The sequence below is a fragment of the Kurthia huakuii LAM0618 genome (genome assembly GCF_000505545.1).
Taxonomy (GTDB): domain Bacteria; phylum Bacillota; class Bacilli; order Bacillales_A; family Planococcaceae; genus Kurthia; species Kurthia huakuii.
Map to the genome: position 1 here is coordinate 194,138 of NZ_AYTB01000002.1, position 24,122 is coordinate 218,259.

18 protein-coding genes are annotated in these 24,122 nt (G+C 41.9%); 17 read left to right on the plus strand and 1 reads right to left on the minus strand.

Annotation, left to right across the window (positions count from 1 at the left end; genetic code table 11):
• Window positions 1-272 precede the first annotated feature (272 nt).
• The 11 genes from V514_RS0101025 (at window position 273) to V514_RS0101075 (ending at window position 16,806) form a co-directional block, all read left to right on the plus strand.
• Complete coding sequence (locus tag V514_RS0101025; protein WP_029497794.1) at window positions 273-2,453, plus strand: (Fe-S)-binding protein; 2,181 nt, start codon at window positions 273-275, stop codon at window positions 2,451-2,453.
• A 90-nt stretch (window positions 2,454-2,543) separates the two neighbouring features.
• Window positions 2,544-3,731: an acetyl-CoA C-acetyltransferase gene (locus V514_RS0101030; protein ID WP_029497795.1), complete on the plus strand. Its 1,188-nt coding sequence runs from the start codon at window positions 2,544-2,546 to the stop codon at window positions 3,729-3,731.
• Window positions 3,732-3,812: 81 nt separating this feature from the next.
• Window positions 3,813-4,970, plus strand: coding sequence for an acyl-CoA dehydrogenase (locus V514_RS0101035; protein WP_029497796.1), 1,158 nt, complete (start codon window positions 3,813-3,815; stop codon window positions 4,968-4,970).
• A gap of 128 nt (window positions 4,971-5,098) precedes the next feature.
• Window positions 5,099-8,323: a fused isobutyryl-CoA mutase/GTPase IcmF gene (gene icmF / locus V514_RS0101040; protein ID WP_035944056.1), complete on the plus strand. Its 3,225-nt coding sequence runs from the start codon at window positions 5,099-5,101 to the stop codon at window positions 8,321-8,323.
• Between the two features lie 302 nt (window positions 8,324-8,625).
• Window positions 8,626-9,174 (plus strand): DNA-directed RNA polymerase subunit delta, encoded by a 549-nt coding sequence (rpoE, locus tag V514_RS0101045; RefSeq protein WP_235072996.1) that lies wholly within the window; start codon window positions 8,626-8,628, stop codon window positions 9,172-9,174.
• 193 nt (window positions 9,175-9,367) lie between these two features.
• Complete coding sequence (locus V514_RS0101050) at window positions 9,368-10,957, plus strand: CTP synthase (RefSeq protein WP_029497799.1); 1,590 nt, start codon at window positions 9,368-9,370, stop codon at window positions 10,955-10,957.
• A 217-nt stretch (window positions 10,958-11,174) separates the two neighbouring features.
• Window positions 11,175-12,650, plus strand: coding sequence for a DUF6583 family protein (locus V514_RS0101055; protein ID WP_029497800.1), 1,476 nt, complete (start codon window positions 11,175-11,177; stop codon window positions 12,648-12,650).
• A gap of 188 nt (window positions 12,651-12,838) precedes the next feature.
• Entirely contained in the window at window positions 12,839-13,984 is a 1,146-nt protein-coding gene (gene tnpB / locus V514_RS0101060) for an IS200/IS605 family element RNA-guided endonuclease TnpB (RefSeq protein WP_029497801.1), read from the plus strand.
• A gap of 127 nt (window positions 13,985-14,111) precedes the next feature.
• Window positions 14,112-15,224, plus strand: coding sequence for an ABC transporter permease (locus V514_RS0101065; RefSeq protein WP_029497802.1), 1,113 nt, complete (start codon window positions 14,112-14,114; stop codon window positions 15,222-15,224).
• Window positions 15,221-16,147, plus strand: a complete 927-nt coding sequence (locus tag V514_RS0101070; protein WP_029497804.1) for an ABC transporter permease — start codon at window positions 15,221-15,223, stop codon at window positions 16,145-16,147. Before V514_RS0101065 ends, V514_RS0101070 begins: the two co-directional genes overlap by 4 nt.
• Window positions 16,144-16,806: an ABC transporter ATP-binding protein gene (locus V514_RS0101075; RefSeq protein WP_029497805.1), complete on the plus strand. Its 663-nt coding sequence runs from the start codon at window positions 16,144-16,146 to the stop codon at window positions 16,804-16,806. The genes V514_RS0101070 and V514_RS0101075 overlap by 4 nt, the downstream gene beginning before the upstream one ends.
• A 629-nt stretch (window positions 16,807-17,435) precedes the next feature.
• Here the strand turns inward: V514_RS0101075 and V514_RS0101080 are convergent.
• Complete coding sequence (locus V514_RS0101080) at window positions 17,436-17,960, minus strand: DUF2529 family protein (RefSeq protein WP_029497806.1); 525 nt, start codon at window positions 17,958-17,960, stop codon at window positions 17,436-17,438.
• Window positions 17,961-18,054: 94 nt separating this feature from the next.
• On the opposite strand from V514_RS0101080, the gene V514_RS0101085 reads away from it, so the two are divergent.
• From V514_RS0101085 to rho, 6 genes are all read left to right on the plus strand, one after another.
• The gene (locus tag V514_RS0101085) at window positions 18,055-18,420 is read left to right on the plus strand and encodes a response regulator (RefSeq protein ID WP_029497808.1); all 366 of its coding nucleotides are present in this window, start codon (window positions 18,055-18,057) and stop codon (window positions 18,418-18,420) included.
• 91 nt (window positions 18,421-18,511) lie between these two features.
• Window positions 18,512-19,366 carry a class II fructose-1,6-bisphosphate aldolase gene (gene fba, locus V514_RS0101090; protein ID WP_029497809.1) on the plus strand — a complete coding sequence of 285 codons (855 nt, stop codon included), beginning with the start codon at window positions 18,512-18,514 and terminating at the stop codon, window positions 19,364-19,366.
• Between the two features lie 44 nt (window positions 19,367-19,410).
• Window positions 19,411-20,058, plus strand: coding sequence for a fructose-6-phosphate aldolase (gene fsa / locus V514_RS0101095; RefSeq protein ID WP_029497810.1), 648 nt, complete (start codon window positions 19,411-19,413; stop codon window positions 20,056-20,058).
• Between the two features lie 97 nt (window positions 20,059-20,155).
• Window positions 20,156-21,415, plus strand: a complete 1,260-nt coding sequence (locus V514_RS0101100) for a UDP-N-acetylglucosamine 1-carboxyvinyltransferase (RefSeq protein WP_029497811.1) — start codon at window positions 20,156-20,158, stop codon at window positions 21,413-21,415.
• A gap of 129 nt (window positions 21,416-21,544) precedes the next feature.
• Entirely contained in the window at window positions 21,545-22,513 is a 969-nt protein-coding gene (gene glpX, locus V514_RS0101105; RefSeq protein WP_029497812.1) for a class II fructose-bisphosphatase, read from the plus strand.
• Between the two features lie 192 nt (window positions 22,514-22,705).
• Window positions 22,706-23,989: a transcription termination factor Rho gene (gene rho, locus V514_RS0101110; RefSeq protein WP_029497813.1), complete on the plus strand. Its 1,284-nt coding sequence runs from the start codon at window positions 22,706-22,708 to the stop codon at window positions 23,987-23,989.
• Window positions 23,990-24,122: the final 133 nt, after the last annotated feature.

The window sequence follows — 24,122 nt, forward strand, 5'->3', positions numbered from 1 at the left end:
GTCAGTGAACATCTATCTATAAAAGTAAAAAATGTTTTGTAGTAAAATATTCCAATAAAACCATTAAAAAGATATAAGCTATTGTCATTAGGGCGTAGCTTATATCTTTTTTTAATATTGTTTTTAAAGAAAAATATGTATTTTTACGAAAAAATAAAACATATTGCGGAAAATTATTGACTGAGTGATGATTCATAAAGTAGAATATTGTTAATTCCAAATGTAACCAAATACTATACAAAAAGGAAAATCAGTCTTTAGGGGGGAAAGGCATGAGTCCATTATTAATTGCGAACTGGATCTTGGCGATTTTAGTCATCGCTTATGGTGTGTATTTATTTGCATACTTGATCAAGACGCGAATCGACTTCATTAAGATGGGTAGAAAAGAAGAGTTTGACAACGATGTGAAGGCACGCCTAAATAAAATTTGGGTGTTCGTATTTGGACAAAAGAAACTGTTAAAAGATAAGAAGAGTGGTATTCTTCACGTCATGATGTTCTATGGTTTCCTTTTAGTTCAATTCGGTGCAATCGATTTTATTTGGAAAGGGTTAGCGCCGGGTTCACATCTACCTCTTGGACCGTTATATCCGTATTTTACGTTCTTCCAAGAGCTTGTTACATTAATGATTTTAGTATCGGTAATCGGCGCATTTTACCGTCGATACGTTGAGAAGCTTGTCCGTTTAAAACGTGGCCTAAAAGCAGGTCTTGTGCTAATTTTTATCGGTGCACTAATGGTTTCAGTATTAGTAGGTAACGGTATGGGACTAATTTGGCACGGGGAAACAGCTTGGGTATGGTCAGAGCCAGTTGCATCTGCAATTGCCGCAATATTCTCATTTTTACCAGAGGCAGCAGCTATTACAGTGTTCTACATCATGTGGTGGGTTCACTTATTAGTACTGCTAACGTTCCTCGTGTACGTACCGCAATCAAAGCACGCACACTTAATCGCAGGTCCGGTAAACGTTTATGTCAATCCATTAACGCCTGCTGGTAAATTAAAACCAATCGATTTCAGTGCATTTGAAGAAGATGACGAAGAAGGCGATGGCGACGAAGAAATGGCGTCATTCGGTGTTGGTAAAATTACCGATTTCACCGATTTACAGTTGGTCGATTTATATGCTTGCGTAGAGTGTGGTCGTTGTACAAATATGTGTCCGGCAACAGGTACAGGTAAAATGCTGTCACCGATGGACTTAATGACGAAACTCCGCGATCATTTAACGTTTACAGGGGCGGTACAAACACATCAAAAACCGTGGGTACCAAGTTTTGTATTTAACAATGCAAAAGGCAATCAATTAGCAGCTGCAGCAGGTGCTGAAGGTGCAGTGATTGATGATATTTACAGCCCATCATTAATCGGCGATGTTATCACAGAAGAAGAAATTTGGGCATGTACAACGTGCCGTAACTGTGAAGACCAATGTCCGGTAATGAATGAGCATGTAGAAAAAATTATCGACCTACGTCGTTACTTAACGATGACGGAAGGTAAAGTAAACTCGGATGCACAGCGCGCGATGAACAATATCGAGCGTCAAGGGAATCCGTGGGGTATTAACCGTAAGCAAAAAGAAGATTGGCGCGAAGCTCGTCCAGAACTTCACATCCCAACGGTGAAGGAAGCTCAAAAGGCTGGCGAAGAGTTTGAGTATTTATTCTGGGTAGGCTCAATGGGCTCATTCGATAATCGTTCACAAAAAATCGCGTTATCATTTGCCCACCTATTAAACGAAGCAGGCGTGAAGTTTGCGATTTTAGGTAACAAAGAGAAAAACTCTGGTGATACACCGCGTCGCTTAGGTAATGAGTTCTTATACCAAGAGCTTGTTGAAGCGAACATTAAAGAGTTTGATAAAGCAGAAGTGAAGAAGATTATTACAATCGATCCTCACGCGTACAACACGTTTAAAAACGAGTACTCTGACTTCGGCTGGAGCGGTGAAGTTTATCACCATACAGAGTTCTTATTCAAATTATTACAAGAAGGTCGCATTAAGCCACAACATGCGGTAAATGAAAAAATCGTCTTCCACGATTCATGTTACTTAGGCCGTTACAACAACGTCTATGATGCACCGCGTGAAATTTTAAAAGCAATTCCAGGTGTTGAGCTTGTTGAAATGGAACGTAACCGCGACGAAGCAATGTGCTGTGGCGCTGGTGGTGGTCTGATGTGGATGGAAGAACATGTCGGCAACCGTATTAACGTAGCGCGTACAGAGCAAGCACTCGCAACAAACCCAACAGTGATTTCAGCTGGCTGTCCATATTGCTTAACAATGTTATCAGATGGTACGAAAGCGAAAGAAGTAGAAGATACAGTTAGCACATACGATGTAGCTGAGTTACTTGAGAAATCAATTTTTGGTGACGCACCGACTGTTGTAGAAGAAGCTGCTACAGAAGCATCGGAAGAAGCAGTCGTAACAAATTAATGAGGAATAAAAACGTGAACTCTCACGTTTTTATTCTATTCGTTTCATGATTTAGGTCCAACTTTATTCTAAGTAAAGAGGTGTTGAACAGTGAAATCAGTGATTGTAGCAGGAGCAAGAACACCATTCGGTAAATTCGGAGGTGCGCTCAGTAGTTTAACGGCGAGCGACTTAGGTAGTATCGCCATTAAAGGCGCACTTGAGCAAACGAATATTCAACCAGAAGAAGTTGGCGAAGTGATTATTGGGACGGTGCTTCAAGCCGGACAAGGTCAAATTCCGTCACGACAAGCAGCGCACAAAGCGGGCATTCCGTATGCTGTCAAGACCGAGACGATCAATAAGGTATGCGCTTCAGGGCTACGCAGTATTACGTTAGCGGACCAGCTGATTCGTTTAGGTGATGAGCGTATTATCGTCGCAGGTGGTATGGAGTCGATGTCGAATGCGCCGTATTATTTAGCGCAAGGTCGCTGGGGTTTACGCATGGGGGACGGCAAGCTAGTTGATGGCGTGCTTCATGATGGCTTAACGTGTGCGTTCCACCCAGAGCATGTGCATATGGGTGTTTACGGCAATGACACAGCCGATAAGTTTGAGATTACGCGTGAACAGCAAGATGCATTTGCAGCGCGCAGTCAGCAGCTAGCGGTGAAGTCGATTGAAGCAGGTATTTTCGCTGAGGAAATCGTGCCGGTCACGATTCCACAGCGTAAAGGTGAGCCAATTGTTGTTGATACCGATGAAGCACCGCGTCACGGTACGACAGCAGAATCGCTTGCGAAGCTGAAACCAGCGTTTGGTAAAGATGGTACGGTCACAGCCGGCAATGCACCAGGCATTAATGACGGTGCAGCAGCCGTTGTAGTCGTGGCAGAGGATGAAGCGCAAGCACGCGGTTTAGAGCCGCTCGCAACGATTATTGGCCATGCGGAAATTGCGGTTGAACCAGAGCGTTTCCCAGAAACACCAGGCTTGATTATTGAAACGATTCTTGAAAAGACCGGTAAGAAGTTAGAGGATATTGCGTTATTTGAATTAAACGAAGCCTTCTCAGTCGTGGCACTCACAGCGAATAAACTTGCTGGGCTCGATGCCGAAAAAGTCAATGTCAATGGAGGAGCGGTAGCGCTGGGGCATCCAATTGGCGCTAGTGGGGCGCGTATCGTGCTGACATTAGCAAAAGAATTAAAACGTCGCGGTGGCGGTATCGGCATCGCAGCGATTTGTTCTGGTGGCGGACAAGGCGACGCCATCATGATTGAGGTAACACCATAAAATTGTGTTCGAGCTTGCGTTGAAGTTTAAAGTTAGGACACGCTGCAAAATTGAGTCATTTACAAATAGGGGGAAAACAACATGCAATTCAAATTATCAGATGAACACGAAATGTTACGTAAGATGGTACGCGACTTCGCTGTAAACGAAGTGGCACCAACAGCAGCAGAGCGCGACGAAGAGGCACGTTTTGATCGCGAGATTTTCGATAAGATGGCAGAGCTTGGCTTAACAGGTATTCCATGGCCTGAAGAGTACGGTGGCGCTGGTATGGACTTTTTAGCTTATTGTATCGCAGTGGAAGAGTTAGCACGCGTTTGTGGCTCAACAGCTGTAACATTATCAGCTCATACTTCATTAGCAGGTTGGCCTGTTTTTAAATTTGGTACTGAAGAGCAAAAGCAAAAATATTTACGCCCGATGGCTGAAGGCGCAAAAATCGGTGCTTATTGCTTAACAGAATCAGGTTCAGGTAGTGACGCAGGTGGTATGAAAACAATCGCAACGAAAGATGGCGATGACTACATCTTAAACGGTTCAAAAATCTTCATCACAAACGGTGGCGTAGCAGATATTTATATCGTAATCGCGCTATTAGATCCAAAAGATCGTCGCAGTACAACAGCATTTATCGTGGAATCTGATTTCGAAGGCTTCAAAGTAGGTAAAGAAGAGCACAAAATGGGTATCCGCGCTTCAGCTACAACAGAAATCATTTTCGAAAACTGCCGCGTGCCAAAAGAAAACATTCTTGGTGCTGAAGGTGAAGGTTTCAAAGTAGCAATGAAAACATTAGATGGCGGCCGTAACGGTATCGCAGCACAAGCTGTAGGTATCGCACAAGGCGCACTTGATGCAGCAGTAGAATATGCAGCTCAACGTGTTCAATTCGGTAAACCAATTTCTGCAAACCAAGGCATTAGCTTTAAATTAGCAGATATGGCAACTTCGATTGAAGCTTCTCGTTTATTAACATACCAAGCAGCGTGGTTAGAAACAGAAGGTCTACCATACGGTCAAGCGTCAGCAATGGCGAAATTGATGGCTGGTGACACAGCAATGAACGTAACGACTGAAGCGGTTCAAGTATTCGGTGGTTATGGCTATACGAAAGAATATCCAGTGGAACGCTTCATGCGTGATGCAAAAATCACACAAATTTATGAAGGTACACAAGAAATTCAACGTATGGTTATCGCGCGTGGTTTAGAAAATACGCGTCCATTACAAAAAGCATAATCCAGCAAGCATGATTTATTTTAAAGAGGTTTCCGGTTGTTTGTATTCGATCCTATAGAGAGCATTTTCTATAAAGAGAGGACACAGGCTATGGGGGCCTCTTTTTTTACAGAGGGGGAGTTCTAATTATGGAAGCAACAGTTTATAAAGCAAAGAATCCATTGCGTTTTGTGACAGCATCAAGTTTATTCGATGGGCATGACGCCACAATTAATATTATGCGCCGTATTTTACAAGCAAGCGGTGCAGAAGTGATTCATCTCGGCCATAATCGATCTGTAGAAGAAATTGTTGACGCGGCTATTCAAGAAGATGCGCAAGGGATTGCAGTATCATCTTACCAAGGTGGTCACGTCGAATATTTTAAATATATTTATGATTTATTGCAGGAAAAAGGAGCACCACATATTCAAATTTTTGGCGGCGGTGGCGGTGTTATTTTACCGTCTGAAGCGAAGGAACTTCAAGCATACGGTGTGAATCACTTATTCTCACCAGAAGATGGTCGTACACTTGGACTTCAAGGCATGATTAATTTAATGCTTGAACATAGTGATTTTAAAACGGTGGAACAAGAAGATATCGCCTTACTTGATGCCATTTCACCGGATAATCAACCAGCGCTCGCGAAGGCGATTACGATTGCTGAAAATAAAGCGTCAGATGCTTTTATTGCGGAGGCGCGAAAACGTTCAAAACAGACACCTGTTTTAGGGATTACAGGTACAGGTGGTGCTGGTAAGAGCTCTCTCACAGACGAGTTAATTCGTCGCTTCTTACAAGAACTACCGGATGTGCGCATTGCGATTGTGTCGATTGACCCGACAAAGCAAAAAACAGGTGGCGCGCTACTAGGTGACCGTATTCGTATGAATTCGATTTTTAACAACCGTATTTATATGCGTTCGCTGGCGACGCGTGACTCGCATTCAGAAATCTCAGACAATCTCGATGATGTACTAGATGTAGTGAAGGCAGCTGGTTTTGATTTAATCATCGTCGAAACGAGTGGTATTGGTCAGGGCGATGCGGCGATTACGAAAGTGTCGGACTTATCGATGTATGTCATGACGAGCGAGTTTGGTGCACCAACGCAACTTGAAAAAATCGATATGATTGATTTTGCGGATTTAGTTGTCATTAATAAATTTGAACGAAAAGGTTCAGAAGATGCGATGACGCACGTGAAGAAGCAATATCAACGTAGCCACAATCGCTTTAATGAATCACCAGATACGATGCCGGTATACGGCACGATTGCGAGCCAGTTTAACGATAAAGGTACGAACTCATTGTTTGCGGCGCTGCTCCATGTGTTACGTGACAAGGCGAGCGTTAACTGGGAAACGTCGTATAGTGAGTTTGTGAAAACGCAAAAAGACCATGTCATTATTCCAAATGACCGTCGCTATTACTTACGCGAAATTACCGATACAGTGCGCGGCTATAAAAAGACGACGGCACAACAAGTTGATATTGCGCGTAAAATCTTCCAGTTAGAAGGGGCACTGTCACTCGTTGATGACGAAGCGACAATTGCCGTACTGACAGACAAACTGAAAGCGCTTCAAATTGAATTAACACCACAATCAAAGAAAATTTTAGATAACTGGGAAGCATTAAAGGAAAGCTACTCAGGTGATGTGATGGTTACAAAAGTACGCGACAAAGAAATCCGTACAATTTTAGTGAGCGAATCGTTATCAGGGACAAAAATTCCAAAAGTTGTACTACCAAAAATGAAAGACTACGGCGAAATTTTACAGTTTGCGTATAGCGAAAATGTACCAGGCTCTTTCCCATATACGGCTGGTGTGTTCCCGTTCAAACGCCAAGGAGAAGATCCGAAGCGTCAATTCGCAGGAGAAGGAACACCAGAACGTACGAATAAACGCTTCCATTACTTATCAGCAGGGGATGATGCAAAACGTCTATCAACTGCTTTTGACTCTGTAACATTATACGGGGAAGATCCAAATGAGCGCCCAGATATTTACGGGAAAATTGGTGAATCAGGCGTTAGTGTTTGTACGCTTGATGATATGAAAAAGCTTTATGCGGGCTTTGATTTATGCGCACCTTCAACATCTGTGTCGATGACGATTAACGGACCAGCGCCGATTATTTTAGCGATGTTTTTAAATACGGCGATTGACCAGCAAGTAGCAGTGAAAGAGGCGGAGCTTGGGCGTGTGCTAACAGCTGAGGAGTATACGGCAGTAAAAGCAGAAACACTGCATGTTGTGCGTGGTACGGTACAAGCGGATATTTTAAAAGAGGACCAAGGGCAAAATACGTGTATTTTCTCAACGGAATTTGCGTTGCGTATGATGGGGGATATTCAACAATACTTCATCGATTATGACGTGCGTAATTACTACTCTGTATCGATTTCTGGCTACCATATCGCCGAAGCGGGTGCGAATCCAATTTCGCAATTAGCATTTACGTTATCGAATGGCTTCACATTTGTCGAATATTATTTAAGCCGCGGCATGAATATCGATGATTTCGCGCCAAACTTATCGTTCTTCTTCTCGAACGGTTTGGACCCAGAATATACGGTAATTGGCCGCGTAGCACGCCGCATTTGGGCAGTAGCGATGCGTGATAAATACGGCGCGAATGAGCGTAGTCAAAAATTAAAGTATCACGTTCAAACGTCGGGCCGTAGCTTACATGCACAGGAAATTGACTTTAACGATATTCGTACGACATTACAAGCACTAATGGCGCTGCAAGATCAATGTAATTCATTGCATACGAATGCCTACGATGAAGCGATTACAACACCGACTGAAGAGTCTGTTCGCCGCGCAATGGCGATTCAATTAATTATTACGAAAGAGCATGGGTTATCGAAAAATGAAAATCCATTGCAAGGGTCGTACATTATTGACGAGCTAACAAACTTAGTCGAAGAAGCGGTGCTTGCAGAATTTGACCGTATTGATGACCGCGGCGGTGTACTTGGTGCGATGGAAACGCAATATCAACGTGCGAAAATCCAAGAAGAATCGATGTACTATGAGCATTTAAAACATTCGGGTGAGCTGCCAATTATCGGCGTGAATACGTACTTAAATCCGAATGCGAATGATGAGGAATTATTCGATAATATGGAAATTGCGCGTGCTTCTACCGATGAAAAAACGATGCAAATTACAAATTTACGTAAGTTCCAAGCACAGCATGAAAGCAAGTCTGCTGAAATGTTAAAACGCTTACAAGATGTCGCAAAAACAGGCGATAATATTTTTGACGAGCTGATGGAAACGGTAAAATATGCAAGTTTAGGTCAAATTACGAATGCGCTATATGAAGTAGGCGGGAAATATCGCCGAAATATGTAGTGAAAAGAAGGTTCATAGACGCGTTTTTACGGTTTTTTCTGTATAATATAGGGAAAAGTTATGCTGAGGAGTACCAAGGTATATGGAGAGAATCATTCACTATTTAATAATAATCATTTGCGCTATCGCGACATATTTGTTGTATAATAAACAATTGGGCGCTATTCCACTTTTGATTTTAGCCCTATATTTATTTTACTACGTTTATCGCAGTGTCAAACGTCAGAAAAAAGACAATTGAATGTGGCGTAAGAGGGCACAATATGTATATAATAATTAGTATGTTTAAGTAGAGAAAGGACGTGCACGAATTGAACCTTCGTGAATTAACATCAGAACAATTAACTCAAGAATCATTAATTAATTTAGCACATAGCATTTTAGTTGAAAAAGGCCAACCGATTCCATTCAGCGAAATCATTGGTCAAATTATTGCTTTAGGCGCGCGTACAGAAGCTCAAGTCAAAGAAGCTATCGTACAATTTTATACAGATATGAACATCGATGGTCGTTTCTTAGTATTAGGCGAAAGCCGCTGGGGTTTACGTGAATGGTACGCAATTGACCAAGTTGAAGAAGAAACTGCTCCAACTGTAAAAGTTCACGAACGCGAAGACGAAGAAGTCGATTTAGAAATCGACAAAGATGAAGACGACGAAGAATTAGTGTTAGAAGATAACGAAAATGACTTTGACGCTTCAGCAAATGACAACATCGATCGCGATTTAGATGATGATGAAGAGGACGACGAATTAGCTGGCCTTGACGTTGTTGAAGAAGACATGGAATTAGAAGATGACGATTTAGAATTTGATGAAGAAGAAGAGCACGAAGAAGACGACAAGCTTTAATCGTTTTTTGACTCTACACTCTTGACATTAAAACTTAAAACGTTTAACCTTTTACTTGGGCTCCTTAAAAAAGGAGAATGACCGTGTAAATTCACGCTCCCCCTGCAAGTAGTTGCGGGCGGAGCGTTTTTTTGTTTTTTCTAAAGGGATTGGTAGCACTTTAGAAAGAAAGAATGACTTAGGAGGAACTATTTTGACTAAATATATTTTCGTAACAGGCGGCGTTGTGTCATCACTTGGTAAAGGGATTACAGCAGCATCACTTGGTCGTTTACTAAAAAACCGTGGCTTAGAAGTCACAACCCAAAAATTTGACCCATACATTAATATTGACCCAGGTACAATGAGCCCGTACCAACATGGTGAAGTATTCGTAACAGATGACGGTGCAGAAACAGACTTAGACTTAGGTCACTACGAGCGCTTTATCGATATTAATTTAGGAAAACACTCAACGGTAACATCTGGTCGCGTGTACTCTTCTGTTCTGAAAAAAGAACGTCGCGGTGACTACAATGGTGGTACCGTACAAGTGATTCCACATATTACAAATGAAATTAAAGAACGCATCCAACGCGCTGGCCGCGAAACAAATGCCGATATCGTAATTACAGAAATCGGTGGTACAGTTGGGGATATCGAATCATTACCGTTCTTAGAAGCAATCCGCCAATTAAAACGCGACCTAGGTAGCAACAATGTCTTGTACTTACACTGTACACTTGTGCCATACATCGCAGCATCAGGCGAGTTAAAAACAAAACCAACACAACACTCTGTAAAAGAATTACGTTCATTAGGCATTCAACCAAACATTCTTGTAGTCCGTTCAGATCGTCCTGTTCCACAAGGAATGAAAGATAAAATCGCATTATTCTGTGATGTAGACCCACATGAAGTCGTGGAATGTGTCGATGCGGAAAGTTTATATGATATTCCGTTAGCGCTACAAGCACAAGATTTAGATTCAATCGTGTTAGACCACTTCGGTATCGAAGCACCTGCAGCGGATATGACAGACTGGAAAGCATTAGTCGACCGCGTGAAACACTTATCAAAAACAACAAAAATCGCGCTTGTAGGGAAATATGTGGAGCTACAAGATGCGTATATCTCAGTAGCTGAAGCATTAAAACACGCAGGTTATGCACATGATACAGATATCGATATCGACTGGATCAATGCGGAAAACGTAACGGCTGAAAACGTCCAACAATTACTTGGCGACGTGGACGGTATTTTAGTACCAGGTGGCTTTGGTGATCGCGGCGTTGAAGGGAAAATTGAAGCCATTAAATTTGCGCGTGAAAACAATGTACCATTCTTAGGTATTTGTTTAGGGATGCAAATGGCGGCCGTTGAATTTGCACGAAATGTTCTAGGCTTAGAAGGCGCGCATTCAACGGAGTTGGCTGAAACGCAATACCCAATCATCGACTTATTACCAGACCAAGAAGACGTAGAAGACCTTGGTGGTACATTACGTCTTGGCTTATACCCATGTAAATTAAAAGAAGGCTCTCGTGCACGCGAAATCTACGCAGAAGATTTAGTATACGAACGTCACCGTCACCGTTATGAATTCAATAACGAATACCGCGAAGCAATGGAAGCAGCTGGTCTTGTCTTCTCAGGCTTATCACCAGATGGCCGTTTAGCAGAAATCATTGAGCTACCAGAAAAAGACTTCTTCGTGGCGGCACAATTCCACCCAGAATTCGTGTCACGTCCACAACGTCCACAACCGTTATTCCGTGACTTCATTGGTGCTTCTGTAAAATAATTACGGTTTATACGAGCAGAAATCGTCATTATGGCGATTTCTGCTTTTTTTGCATACCTACTGTAAAAAATCACCATATGAACTTTTTAATAACATTTCATCGTTATTTCACAAATTATAGTGAATAAGTGTTAAAGAAATGCGGGAAATACAGACCATAGAGAGAAGGGCGTAGTTCCTATATAATGGAATTATAGAAAATTAAAGGAGTGTGTGGATGAAGAAAAAAATAGGTATTGTCGTAGGTGTGCTCGTATTATTAGTAGCGGCAGCAGGTGGCATTTATTATTACATGACGAATACACCAAAAAACAAATATTTACTAAGTGAAAAACAGTCAATTGAATCGTGGAACACGTATTTCGCAGATCGTTATAGCAATGAGCTTAAATTACAAGAAGCGATGCGAGAAGAGCCATATCGTAGTTCGGTGACATTTAGTGCAGGTGCATCGGATACATTGTTATCAATGTTAGGTATTCCATCAGCGATTGTTGATTCGACGAGCATTACGCTAAATATGGGCCACGATGAAAAAGCACAGCAATCTGAGGTATCATTAGCACCGACTTTTGCAGGCACAGAAATCGATAAATTTGAGTGGACAGCAGATAAAGACGCGCAGTATATTAAGACGCCTCTATTCACCGACAAGTTAATGGTAAAAAATGCGGACATGAAAAAGGTGTATGAACGCTTCACAGGCGAATCAGTACCAGAAGATTTTGACCCGAATATGGTCAATTTAAATAAACTGATGGAAGCAAACTTTACACAACAACAACTAGAAGAGATGCAAGAACGCTATTTAAAAGTGGCAATTGAATCATTAGAAGATGAGCAATTTAAAAAAGGTAGCGAGACAACGGCTATTTTTGGCAACAATGAAAAATTAGCGACGGTTACGATGACATTAAATAATGATGACCTGCATAAGGTGCTTAAAAATATGGTCGCAGAAATGAAAAAAGATGAAGCGATTAAAAATTGGTACAATTCATCCATGTCAACGTACGATACACAGTCATATGAGGAGACATTAGATAATCTTTTAGAAGATGTTAAATCAGAAAACTTTGGGACAGTCGTTGCGAAAAACTATATGGATGGCAAAGAAATTTTAAAACGTGATATTACGTGGAAATCAGATACAGCCAATGATGGGATTCATGTGATGATTGCTGAAAAAATCGATCAAGACGTTCAATTAGACGTAGTTGTACAAGATCTTGATAGTACGGTATTTGCACGCTTAGAAGGTACATCAAAAGGTGCTGGAAATGTTGTCGATAATTATAAATTGACGCTTGGCGAAAACGATATGCCGTTTACGATTGCGATGAAAAATGATGAAAAAGTAAATGGTGATGAGCGTACAAACAATGTCGATTTCATAGTAGAAGATGACAGTGGCGAATTATATCAAGCAACGTATAAAAATACGATGGTTACAGATTTAAAAAATAATAAGCAAACATCACGTGGTAGCATCGCCTTTGATGTGATCGAGGGTGAAAATGTAACAATCAACATCGACTCAACAACGACTGTGAAACAAAAATTAGACGTTAAAAGAGATGGTGCTGTGGACTTAAATAAAATGTCTGATGAAGAATTTGAACAACTACAACAGTCGATTATGACAAATGTACAACTATTAGTAGATCAATTAAATTTAGCAAATAGCTTTTAATGAATAACAAGAAGGGTGGTGCTTTTATGACAATGTTGAAAGCGTACCACTCTTTTTTATTATTTTTTCGCAGAAGACACCCTCCTCAACGCGTGGAGCGAGTAGGGGGGGGATGAAGGCGGTGCTTAAAAGTGGATAACGAACATTTGTTTGTGTTAAACTGAATGACAAACAAGGAGGTGTTCGCCATGATCTACAAAGCATATCCGTTCTGTCTCTATCCGAATAAAGACCAACAAGCGATGATTCATCAAACGCACGGCCATTGCCGTTTTGTCTATAATCATTTCCTGGAATTATGGAATACAACATACAAAGAAGAAGGAAAAGGCTTAAATCGTTCGAGTATGTCTAAACTGCTGACAAAACTGAAAAAACAAGATGAGACAGCCTGGTTACGCAACGTAGATAGTGTGGCTTTACAAACTTCCTGTGAACATTTGATGGATGCATTCGGGCGTTTTTTCAAGAAACAAAATAACTATCCGCGTTTCAAAAGCAAGAAAAACTTGGTGCAAAGCTATACGACCAAAAATACGAATGACAATATTGCGATTGTCGGTAACAAAATCAAGTTACCGAAACTAGGACGCGTCAAATTCAAACAAACACGTGCGCTCGAAGGACGGATGATGCGCGCAACGATTCATTTTCATGCGAGTGGTCGTTTCTCGGTGTCCATTATGTGTGAGGTCCCCAAATTTCAACCCTTGCCAAAAACCCATGAAGCGATTGGCATTGATTTAGGCATCACCGATTTCGTGATTCTTTCGGACGGACGTAAAGTGGATAACCAACGCTTTACGGCTAAGATGGAACAGAAGTTAAAGCGTGAGCAACGAAAACTTTCGCGTCGTTACGAACAAGCGAAAAAAGACAACCGGGCTTTACGAGACTGCATGAATTACCAAAAACAACGTCGAAAAGTCGCGCGTTTACGTGAAAAAGTCGCGTTTTGGCGCGAAGATTTTTTACACAAGTTCACGACGGCGTTCATTCGCCAGTACGATGTCATTTGTGTCGAAGATTTAAACACAAAAGGCATGCTGAAAAATCATAAATTAGCGAAAGCCATTAGCGATGTATCCTGGTCCTCGTTTGTGCAAAAACTGACCTATAAAGCAAAATGGTATGGCCGAGAGCTCGTGAAAATCAATCGTTTCTTCCCATCAAGCCAGTTGTGCCATGTATGTGGGCATCATGATGGCAAGAAAGCCTTAGAAATCCGCGAATGGGTATGTCCAGCATGCCACACGACACTTGACCGCGATGTCAATGCGAGTCGTAACATTTTAATAGAAGGATTACGTCTTTTTGAAACGACCAAACCGTAGGGACTACGGGGTTCGCCTACTAATAGAAGTGAAGCCGCTGTTTCGAGCAAGCAGGAACAAGCATGCACTGTTCGTAGGAATCCGCACTTCAAGCGAGCTCGTGAAAACATTAAGTGGGGGTAGTTCAATGCAAAAGTGGTACATCATTCCATATTTAGTGCTCGCGTGTGGCGTCATCCTTGGCGCTATCGTCGTCGTGCAGCAGCAATCCACTACGCCAGCAATGACGATTGGCATTGTTGATAACGATAACACGACCGAAACACGCATGATTTTAAAATCAGTACAGCAAGGGGAGAGCTTTGCGAAAGGCTTTACTTTAAAAGGATACGATGAAACGTTAGCAGAGCAAGCGCTACGTGACAAAAAAATCGATGGCTATATCGTGCTAAAAGAGGGCATGACGCGTGCTTTTTATAATAATGGTTCGCTGCCAATCGATGTTGTGACGTATGACAAAGACTCGCTACAAGGACTTCTTATTAACCAATTAACGCTATCTGTATATGACCGGCTAATGGTGTCGGAGGCAGGCATTTTAACGTATGGGCATTTTTACAGTGAGGCATCAGACGAGAAAATTATTGCGATGATGCTCGATTTATTAGCGAATGGCTTGAATCGTGAAGCAATTTTCGAGAAGCATCAAGTCGAGACAATACCATTTGCCGATTATTATGTTGTCGCTGGCTATGTGCTTGTCACGTTAGGCTTCTTTTTAGCACTGTTGACAATTTTTCATATGAATATGCCGACTGCACTGCGCGACCGTTTACGCATGTATCCGTTCGCAGAGGAAAAGCTTCTACTCGCGCGCTATAGCCTTGCGACAATTTATACGTGGGGCTTTGCGCTACTAATGATAGCGGCGCTTTATGTATTACTACAGCCAGCGTTTGAGCTGTACAATGTACACTATTTACTCATCACGATTACGAGCTTTGTGCTAGTTATGGCCTTACTTTATGTAGTGATTGATGTCGCGTTGTCTGGCAAGCTACGCATTATCGCAAAAATCATAGCCACACTCCTCATTGTGTTTGGCTCAGGTGCAGTGATTCCGACGATGTACTTCCAGCGCACATGGTTTTATAACAATCCATTTGCACAATTGTTTGATGCACTCGTCCAGTTATTTATGACGAACTATGTCATGGATTATGCGTGGTCGATTTGGCTTAGCATCGGGACATTGATTATTTTACTTGGCGTAGTACTTGGAAGGAGGGCGCGTGGATGAAGCCATTTTTTCAATTGATTGTCATTAAAAACTGGCGTACGTATGCAAGCTTAATGGTGCTCTTTTTACTGTTTGGCGGCGGCATGAACATCATCGTAGCCGAGCAAAATCGTCTGCTTGAATTACCAATTGCCGTACAAGATTTGGATAATAGTCAGTTGTCTAAGCAATTCGTAGCGGAATTAAAAAAACAGCCGCGCTTTCATGTGCAGGAGTTAGTAGTGTCAGAGCGCTATCCTGAAGATGAAGTCGCAAAGCAGCGCGCCGCAGCGGTTGTTGTAATTCCGAAAGACTATGCGAAACGCTTAACGGAGCGCCGCACAAGTGGTCTACTAACGCTCTATGTCCAGCACAATATCGTCGGTGATATTGTCACAGAAAGCATTAGTAAAGCCGCCTATAAACAGCAGCTACCATTTATCGTTGCTACGCATTTAAAAGACAAAGAAGTGTCGCTAGACGATGTGTTGGCACAATACAAAAAAGTTGAGCCAGCGGGGCAGTTAACGATGCGCTCGTTAACTGCCGCTTCACCGCAATCACTAGGGCTCGCAGCGATTGTTGTTGTGATGCTAGTGCTTGGTGTGACACAGGTCGGACTCAATCGCGCGCTTTGCCAGCCAGCCGCATTAGCACGCATACTCGTTTATGAAGCGAATTATCGTAAATTTTATGCGGTGTATATACTCGCACATAGTGTCGTACTCGTTAGCGGAGCGCTCTGTGTGATGCTGTTGACGGGCTTAGCATTGTCAGGAGTAGCGCTACTCACATTATTTGTCGCCGCCATATTATTTGAAATTGGCGTTGTGCTACTACTAATTCATGTGCGTACGTGGAGTCATCAGCTCTTTATGGCACTCATTTGGGCATTGACGTTAGCGGTAGTTATCGTTGTTTTACAGTTAGGAGGAGTTGGATGATTACGCTACAACAGTTAACAAAACGTTACCGAAAAAAGGAAGTGTATGACGCTATTTCACTTGAAATTCCAGCTGGTGGTATGACGCTTTTTATCGGTCAAAATGGTATCGGCAAATCGACGCTGTTAAAAATGATTGCCGGAATTGAACAGCCAGATGCGGGTGTCATTTTATACGACGGCGCACAGTGGACGGCTTCTGAGCGCAAAAAGCATATCGGCTATGTACCACAGGAAATGGCGCTGTGGGAACATATGACCATTGATGAAAATATAAAATTTTTTAAAGGCTTATTAAAGGACACGATTGGTGATGAGCGCATCACGTATTATTTAGAAAAGTTAGCGATTGCGCATGAACGACAGACAATCGTGAAAAAACTATCCGGTGGCACGCAGCGCAAAGTGAATTTATTAATTGGCTTGCTCGCAAAGCCAACGATTTTAATTTTAGATGAGCCAACAGTCGGCATCGATTTGAAATCACGTACGGAAATTCAGCAAGTGCTCCGCGAATTATCGGCGACATGCACCGTGTTACTCACGACGCACTTAGTCGATGAAATCGAAGCGTTCACTGACAACATCGTGTTGATCGGCGATGACGCATTTTATCGTCAGCTACTTGAAGACAAGCACATCGCGTATACGAAACTTTAAAATGGAGGAGAGCTTTGGCTCCCTCCATTTTTGTGAGAGCTCTCACGCCAAGAAGCGGGGTTTGGATACAACATAATTAAAAATATGTGCCACTTTCACAAATGCTTACTAGTTGTGTAGCGCATATGCAACATATTTAAGAAAACATGACATTTATCGCAAAATGACGCGACTCAAAAAGGGACAAAAAGAGCCGGAAATAGCCAAAAATGGGTCGGATTTGGCGCTCTGACGGGCATTTTTTGTACACATTTTAAGCGGAAAGTCATTTTTCACCGAAAAAGGCATGTCATTTATTCAAAAATACTGTTGAAGGTTTCCAACGGACAATTTCAACCCAAAACAGCCACTTTTGGGACAAAAACCGACCGCTTTAGGGCACTTTACGACAAGCTTTTGTTAAAAATGGCGTTGTCAACGCACAAAAGAATACGCTAAAGTAGCACAATTTTTTTGCATCTAGCAACGTTTAACGAGCTTTTTATTAAAACTGTACGTGATTTGACCTAGCTGTGTCGCTTAGTCGAAAATATGTCGTATCGAAAACACGCTTCTTGAGCTCATGAGCGATTTCTGAGAGCTCTCAGAAATTAGCGCACAAAAAAACCGCACGGCGGCGGCTTCATTGATTATGCTTCATCATTGAATAACATATCGTCATATAAAACTTTAATTGCTTCGTAAACATAGAGCGCTGCAAGAACATGCGGCACGACAATACGTTCACCAACATCATTTGGAATAATGCCTTGTTTGATTTTTAGCGATACATAGACGTATGCAAGGTCCGCCATTGCTCCAGCATCGGCTTCTTTCTCGCTTGTGATGACCGCAAATGGAATAAATTGCTCATATAATTTTTGTGCAAGCGCTAGTGCATCGGCATCATCGGCATGGCGCGTCACGATCAGCACGCGGTCCATATCGGTAATCGCCGCGTCATCTGTCCATGGCGTCATTTTAGCGAATGGCTCCTCGGCGTGCGCTGCGTTATATTCAAGTGCTTTCATCTCGCCAAAGCACGCAAAATACACGACCCCATCCGTAACACCTGCTTGTGCAAATAAGCGCGCAGCTTCCTCAATTGTTTCTTCTTGGTCGGAAGCAATACGTTGCAATAAGCCGCTTAATTGCGTTGTTAACATTTTCAACATTTAATTTCACCTCATGTTGCTCATTATAAGGATTTTTTTGAATAATTGTAAAGGAAAGATATGATACTATGAAGGAAAGGGAGAGGGTTAGGACATGAAAAAAATTTTAATCGTCGATGATCAGCCAGGAATTCGTATTTTATTACAGGAAGTGTTAAAAAACGAAGGCTATGCGATTCAAACAGCAGGCAGTGGGGTTGAGGCCGTTGAGATATTAAAAAATGAAGATTTTGATGCGCTTTTAACCGATATGAAATTGCCGGGAATGAATGGCGTTGAAATTATTCAACATGTCGTCGATCTCGATAAAAAACCGGTCATCATGATGATGACTGCATACGGGGAAAAAGAGCTTGTCGACAAAGCGAAAAGCCTTGGTACAGCGCATTTTTTCAAGAAGCCATTTGAGATTATGGACGTGCGGAAAACGATTAATGAATTGTTAAAAGATAACGACTAAAAGTAGTAAATTGTGTCGCTTTTTGATATGATTGTACTGTTTAAGAATAATAAATAAATTATGCTTGAATTCATGAAGGAGGATTCATATTATGGCTTTGGTTTCTATGAAAGAAATGCTAGAAAAAGCAAAAGAAGGTAAATACGCAGTAGGACAATTCAACATTAACAACCTTGAATATATCCAAGCGATTCTACAAGCTGCTGAAGAAGAAAAATCTCCAGTAATCTTAGGTGTGTCTGAAGGCGCAGGTAAATACATGGGCGGTTTTATTGCTGTCGTTTATATGGTAAAAGGTTTAATCGAAAGCTATAAAATTACCGTACCAGTAGCAATTCACCTTGACCACGGTTCAAGCTTTGAAAAATGTAAAGAAGCGGTTGATGCTGGTTTCACATCAGTAATGATTGATGCCTCACATTACCCATTCGAAGAAAACATCGAAATCACTTCTAACGTTGTAGAATACGCACATGCTAATGGCGTATCTGTCGAAGCAGAACTTGGTACAGTAGGTGGCGACGAAGATGGCGTTATCGGCGGTATTATGTACGCAGACCCTGAAGAATGCCGTAAAATGGTTGAAGCAACAGCAATCGATTGCCTAGCTCCAGCTTTAGGTTCAGTTCATGGTCCTTACCACGGTGAGCCGAACTTAGGGTTCAAAGAAATGAAAGAAATTTCTGAGTTAGCAGATTTACCATTAGTATTACACGGTGGTTCAGGTATTCCATTAAAAGATATCCAAAAAGCGATCTCTTTAGGTACTGCTAAAATCAACGTCAACACTGAAAACCAAATCGCTCAAACTGCAGTCATCCGTGAAGTTTTAGACAACGACAAAAAAGTCTACGATCCACGTAAATATATGGGTCCTGGCCGTGAAGCGATCAAAGAAACTGTTATCGGCAAAATTCGTGACTTCGGTAGTAACCAACAAGCGTAATAACATATAACTAGGTGTTTAAAAATTAGGAGGAACATTCCACAATGAAATTTTTCATCGATACAGCAAACTTTGAAGAAATCAAAGAAGCGTATGCATGGGGCATCCTTTCAGGTGTAACAACAAACCCATCATTAGTAGCAAAAGAGAAAAATATCTCTTTCCACGACCGTTTAAAAGAAATCGCTGAATTAGTTGACGGTTCAGTATCAGGCGAAGTGATTTCTTTAGATGCAGAAGGTATGATTAAAGAAGGTTTAGAGCTTTCTAAAATCCACGCAAACATCACTGTAAAACTTCCAATGACAGAAGCTGGTCTTACAGCTTGTGCGGCGTTAACGAAAGAAGGCATTAAAACAAACGTCACATTAATCTTCTCTGCAAACCAAGCATTAATGGCAGCTCGCGCTGGTGCAACATATGTATCACCATTCATCGGCCGTCTTGATGACATTGGTGTTGATGGCGTTGAATTAATCCGCGAAATCGCTGAAATCTTTGCGATTCATGAAATCGATACACAAATCATTGCGGCATCAATCCGTCACCCTCAACATGTGACGCAAGCAGCTCTTGCGGGTGCGCATATTTCAACAACACCTTACAAAGTATTAAAACAATTATTTAAACACCCACTTACTGACAAAGGAATCGAAGGATTCATGAAAGACTGGGCTAACAAAGATAAATAATTTGTTCCAATAATGGATAACTCATTAGTCCTGAAGCTGCGCGCTTTTTTGTGTGCGGTTTCGGGACAAATTTGTATTTAAGGAGATTCTGACTTCTATGGACGTATTTAAAGTAAATGGAGGCAACCGCTTAAAAGGAACGATTAAAGTGAGTGGTGCCAAAAATAGTGCAGTAGCTTTAATTCCAGCAACAATTTTAGCAGATTCAAAGGTAACGATTGAAGGCCTACCAGAGATTTTAGACGTCTGGACGTTAAAATCATTATTAGAAGAAATCGGCGGCGACGTGACATTCGAACATGGCGATATGACCGTTGACCCAACAAATATGATTGATATGCCGCTACCAAATGGCAACGTCAAAAAGCTACGCGCGTCATATTACTTGATGGGTGCTATGCTTGGTCGCTTTAAAAAGGCAGTCATTGGTTTGCCGGGTGGCTGCTATCTAGGTCCGCGCCCAATCGATCAGCATATTAAAGGTTTTGAGGCGCTTGGTGCGACTGTGACAAATGAGCACGGAGCGATTTATTTACGCGCTGAAAAATTAACCGGTGCGAAAATTTATTTAGACGTTTCAAGCGTTGGTGCGACCATTAATATTATGTTTGCGGCTGTGCTAGCAGAAGGACAAACTGTTATCGAAAATGCCGCAAAAGAGCCCGAGATTATTGATGTGGCAACATTGCTTACGAGCATGGGCGCGCGCATTAAAGGGGCCGGAACAAACGTCATTCGTATCGATGGTGTCGAGCGTTTAAGCGGGACAACGCATACGATTATTCCAGACCGTATCGAAGCAGGTACATACATGCTAATGGCCGCTGCGGTTGGTGATGGGGTTGTGATTGATAATGTCATTCCGATGCATGTGGATTCATTAACAGCAAAAATGCGTGAAATGGGCATTGAAATCATTGAAGGTGAGGAAAGCATCACGATTCCGAAGGTTGAACAGATGAAAGCGGTCGATATTAAAACGCTTGTTTATCCAGGGTTTCCAACGGATTTACAGCAACCTTTTGCGACGCTATTGACGCAAGCGACAGGTATGGCTGTGATTACCGATACGATTTATTCAGCGCGCTTTAAACATATTGCTGAATTAAATCGCATGGGCGCAAGTGGCAAAGTAGAAGGGCGTACATCGATTATTACAGGGCCAACTGCATTAACCGGTGCAACAGTTACTGCTACAGATTTACGTGCCGGCGCGGCGCTTGTTATCGCTGGTTTAATCGCGCAAGGTGAAACAATTATTCATGATATTTATCACATTGAACGTGGCTATAGCGATATTGTAGCGAAATTAACGGCTATTGGAGCAGATATTCGCAAAGTTGAAATCGATGATTAATGAAATTTTTTTTCATTTCGTAACATTGCGAAAAAGTACATGAATTGACTATAAACTGTGCTACAATAGATTTGGTTTTTAAACCACACCCACTCGAGGCAGAGTGGCAAACGGGAGGAACAGTAAAACATGAAACGTAGTTTATCAATGGAAGTAGTACGTGTAACAGAAGCAGCAGCAATCGCATCAGCTCGATGGATGGGCCGTGGACTTAAAATGGAAGCAGACGACGCAGCTACAACTGCAATGCGCCAAGTATTCGATTCAATTCCTATGGACGCAACTGTCGTAATCGGTGAAGGTGAAATGGACGAAGCGCCAATGCTTTACATCGGTGAAAAATTAGGTTCTGATAAAAACGGTCCTCAAGTAGATATCGCAGTAGATCCACTTGAAGGAACAAACATCGTAGCAGCAGGTAGCGGTAATGCTTTAACAGTATTAGCAATTGCAGACCGTGGTAACTTACTTCATGCACCTGATATGTACATGGAAAAAATCGCAGTTGGTCCTGAAGCAGCTGGCTTAGTAAGTATCGATGCCTCTGTAGCAGACAACTTAAAAGCGGTAGCTAAAGCGAAAAACAAAAATGTAGAAGACGTTGTCGCGACATTATTAAAACGTGAACGTCACCAAGGTATCGTAGACGAAATTCGTGCAGCAGGCGCTCGCATTAAATTCATCAATGATGGTGACGTAGCAGCAGCTATTAACACTGCATTTGACGAAACTGGCGTTGATATTATGTTCGGTACTGGTGGAGCACCAGAAGGCGTTATCGCAGCAGTAGCACTTAAATGCTTAGGCGGCGACTTCCAAGGTCGTTTAGTACCATCTAACGACGAAGAAATCGCTCGTTGCGAAAAAATGGGTATCGCAGTAAATACTGTGTTAAACATGAGTGATCTTGTAAAAGGTGACGACGCAATCTTTGCAGCAACTGGTGTAACAGATGGTGAGCTTTTAAAAGGTGTTCAATTTAAAGGCGGCCACTGTACAACAGAATCAGTTGTTATGCGCGCTAAATCAGGTACTGTTCGCTTCGTAGAAGGACGTCACCGTTTAGATAAAAAACCTAATCTTTTCATGAAAGACTAATTGAAACTTTATATAGTATAACGATGAGGCTATCCTAGTTGGATAGCCTCTTTTTTGTCGACAATAAATGGAGATGGTTCCTTTTTCGCTGTGTAAATCGTATAATAAGAAAGTATATGTACAACTAAAATTTACCAAAACTATACACATTTCGATAAATGAAAAATTCAACGTAAGAGTGGTGTACTCCAGATGACTAATTTAACAATGTCACAGCTTGAAAATATGACGCTAAAAGAACTATATGCGCTAGCACGGGAATACAAAGTGTCGTATTATAGCAAGCTCACAAAAAAAGAATTAATTGTCGCGATTTTAAAAGTGCGCGCAGAACGCGAAGGCTATTTCTATATGGATGGCGTATTGGAAATCATTCAGCAAGAGGGCTTTGGTTTTTTACGTCCTATCAACTATTCGCCTAGCTCGGAAGATATTTATATTTCAGCGTCACAAATTCGTCGTTTTAGCTTGCGCAATGGTGACAAGGTGGCCGGGAAAGTCCGTCCGCCAAAAGAAAATGAACGCTATTATGGCTTATTGCATGTAGATGCGGTCAATGGTGAGGACCCGGAAACCGCGAAAGAACGCGTCCATTTCCCCGCATTAACGCCGCTATATCCTGAGCGTCAAATTAAGCTTGAAACGACAACAAATAAACTTTCGACGCGTATTATGGATTTAGTAGCGCCTGTTGGCTTTGGGCAACGTGGCTTGATTGTTGCGCCGCCAAAAGCTGGTAAAACATCGCTCTTAAAAGAAATTGCCAATGCCGTAACGGAATTGCATCCAGAATCAGAGCTTATTGTGTTATTAATTGATGAGCGTCCTGAGGAAGTAACCGATATTGAACGTTCGGTAAAGGCAGATGTCGTATCGTCAACGTTTGATGAATTGCCAGAAAATCACGTGAAAGTAGCGGAACTTGTATTAGAACGTGCGATGCGCCTCGTTGAGCATAAGCGCGATGTGATTATTTTAATGGATTCGATTACGCGTTTAGCGCGCGCCTACAATTTAACGGTGCCGCCAAGTGGTCGTACATTATCAGGTGGTATTGACCCAGCAGCGTTCCACCGTCCAAAGCGTTTCTTCGGTGCCGCGCGTAATATCGAAGATGGCGGTAGCTTAACGATTTTAGCAACAGCACTTGTTGATACGGGCTCACGTATGGATGAGGTCATCTATGAAGAATTTAAAGGAACGGGCAACATGGAGCTCCATTTAGATCGTTCATTAGCAGAGCGCCGCGTGTTCCCAGCAATCGATATTCGCCGTTCAGGTACGCGTAAGGAAGAGTTGTTACTTGAAAAAGGGCAGTTAGATAAACTATGGGCCATTCGTAAAACATTCTCCGATTCATCAGACTTTACCGAAAAGTTTTTACGCAAATTACGGACGACAAAAAACAACGCAGAGTTTTTTGAATCACTGAACAATAAATCAAAAGAGCAACGCGGTGGCCGCGGTTTACTGTAAGAGGTTATTTTAATGTATTTCCTCGTTGAAAAAAATTGATTGCATTTAGATAACAGATTTGTTATTATGATTTCATAATGCAAATATTGTGTGTTGCATATACGGCGTTTCAATGGGTCGTGTAAGGCAACCG

Bases quoted from the DNA above. Each gene is read 5' to 3' on its own strand.
- V514_RS0101075 (WP_029497805.1), top strand. From the start codon at position 16,144: ATGATTACGCTACAACAGTTAACAAAACGTTACCGAAAAAAGGAAGTG.
- icmF (WP_035944056.1), top strand. From the start codon at position 5,099: ATGGAAGCAACAGTTTATAAAGCAAAGAATCCATTGCGTTTTGTGACA.
- glpX (WP_029497812.1), top strand. From the start codon at position 21,545: ATGAAACGTAGTTTATCAATGGAAGTAGTACGTGTAACAGAAGCAGCA.
- V514_RS0101070 (WP_029497804.1), top strand. From the start codon at position 15,221: ATGAAGCCATTTTTTCAATTGATTGTCATTAAAAACTGGCGTACGTAT.
- rho (WP_029497813.1), top strand. From the start codon at position 22,706: ATGACTAATTTAACAATGTCACAGCTTGAAAATATGACGCTAAAAGAA.
- tnpB (WP_029497801.1), top strand. From the start codon at position 12,839: ATGATCTACAAAGCATATCCGTTCTGTCTCTATCCGAATAAAGACCAA.
- V514_RS0101085 (WP_029497808.1), top strand. From the start codon at position 18,055: ATGAAAAAAATTTTAATCGTCGATGATCAGCCAGGAATTCGTATTTTA.
- V514_RS0101055 (WP_029497800.1), top strand. From the start codon at position 11,175: ATGAAGAAAAAAATAGGTATTGTCGTAGGTGTGCTCGTATTATTAGTA.
- fsa (WP_029497810.1), top strand. From the start codon at position 19,411: ATGAAATTTTTCATCGATACAGCAAACTTTGAAGAAATCAAAGAAGCG.
- V514_RS0101100 (WP_029497811.1), top strand. From the start codon at position 20,156: ATGGACGTATTTAAAGTAAATGGAGGCAACCGCTTAAAAGGAACGATT.
- V514_RS0101025 (WP_029497794.1), top strand. From the start codon at position 273: ATGAGTCCATTATTAATTGCGAACTGGATCTTGGCGATTTTAGTCATC.
- fba (WP_029497809.1), top strand. From the start codon at position 18,512: ATGGCTTTGGTTTCTATGAAAGAAATGCTAGAAAAAGCAAAAGAAGGT.
- V514_RS0101080 (WP_029497806.1), bottom strand. From the start codon at position 17,960: ATGTTGAAAATGTTAACAACGCAATTAAGCGGCTTATTGCAACGTATT.
- V514_RS0101065 (WP_029497802.1), top strand. From the start codon at position 14,112: ATGCAAAAGTGGTACATCATTCCATATTTAGTGCTCGCGTGTGGCGTC.
- V514_RS0101035 (WP_029497796.1), top strand. From the start codon at position 3,813: ATGCAATTCAAATTATCAGATGAACACGAAATGTTACGTAAGATGGTA.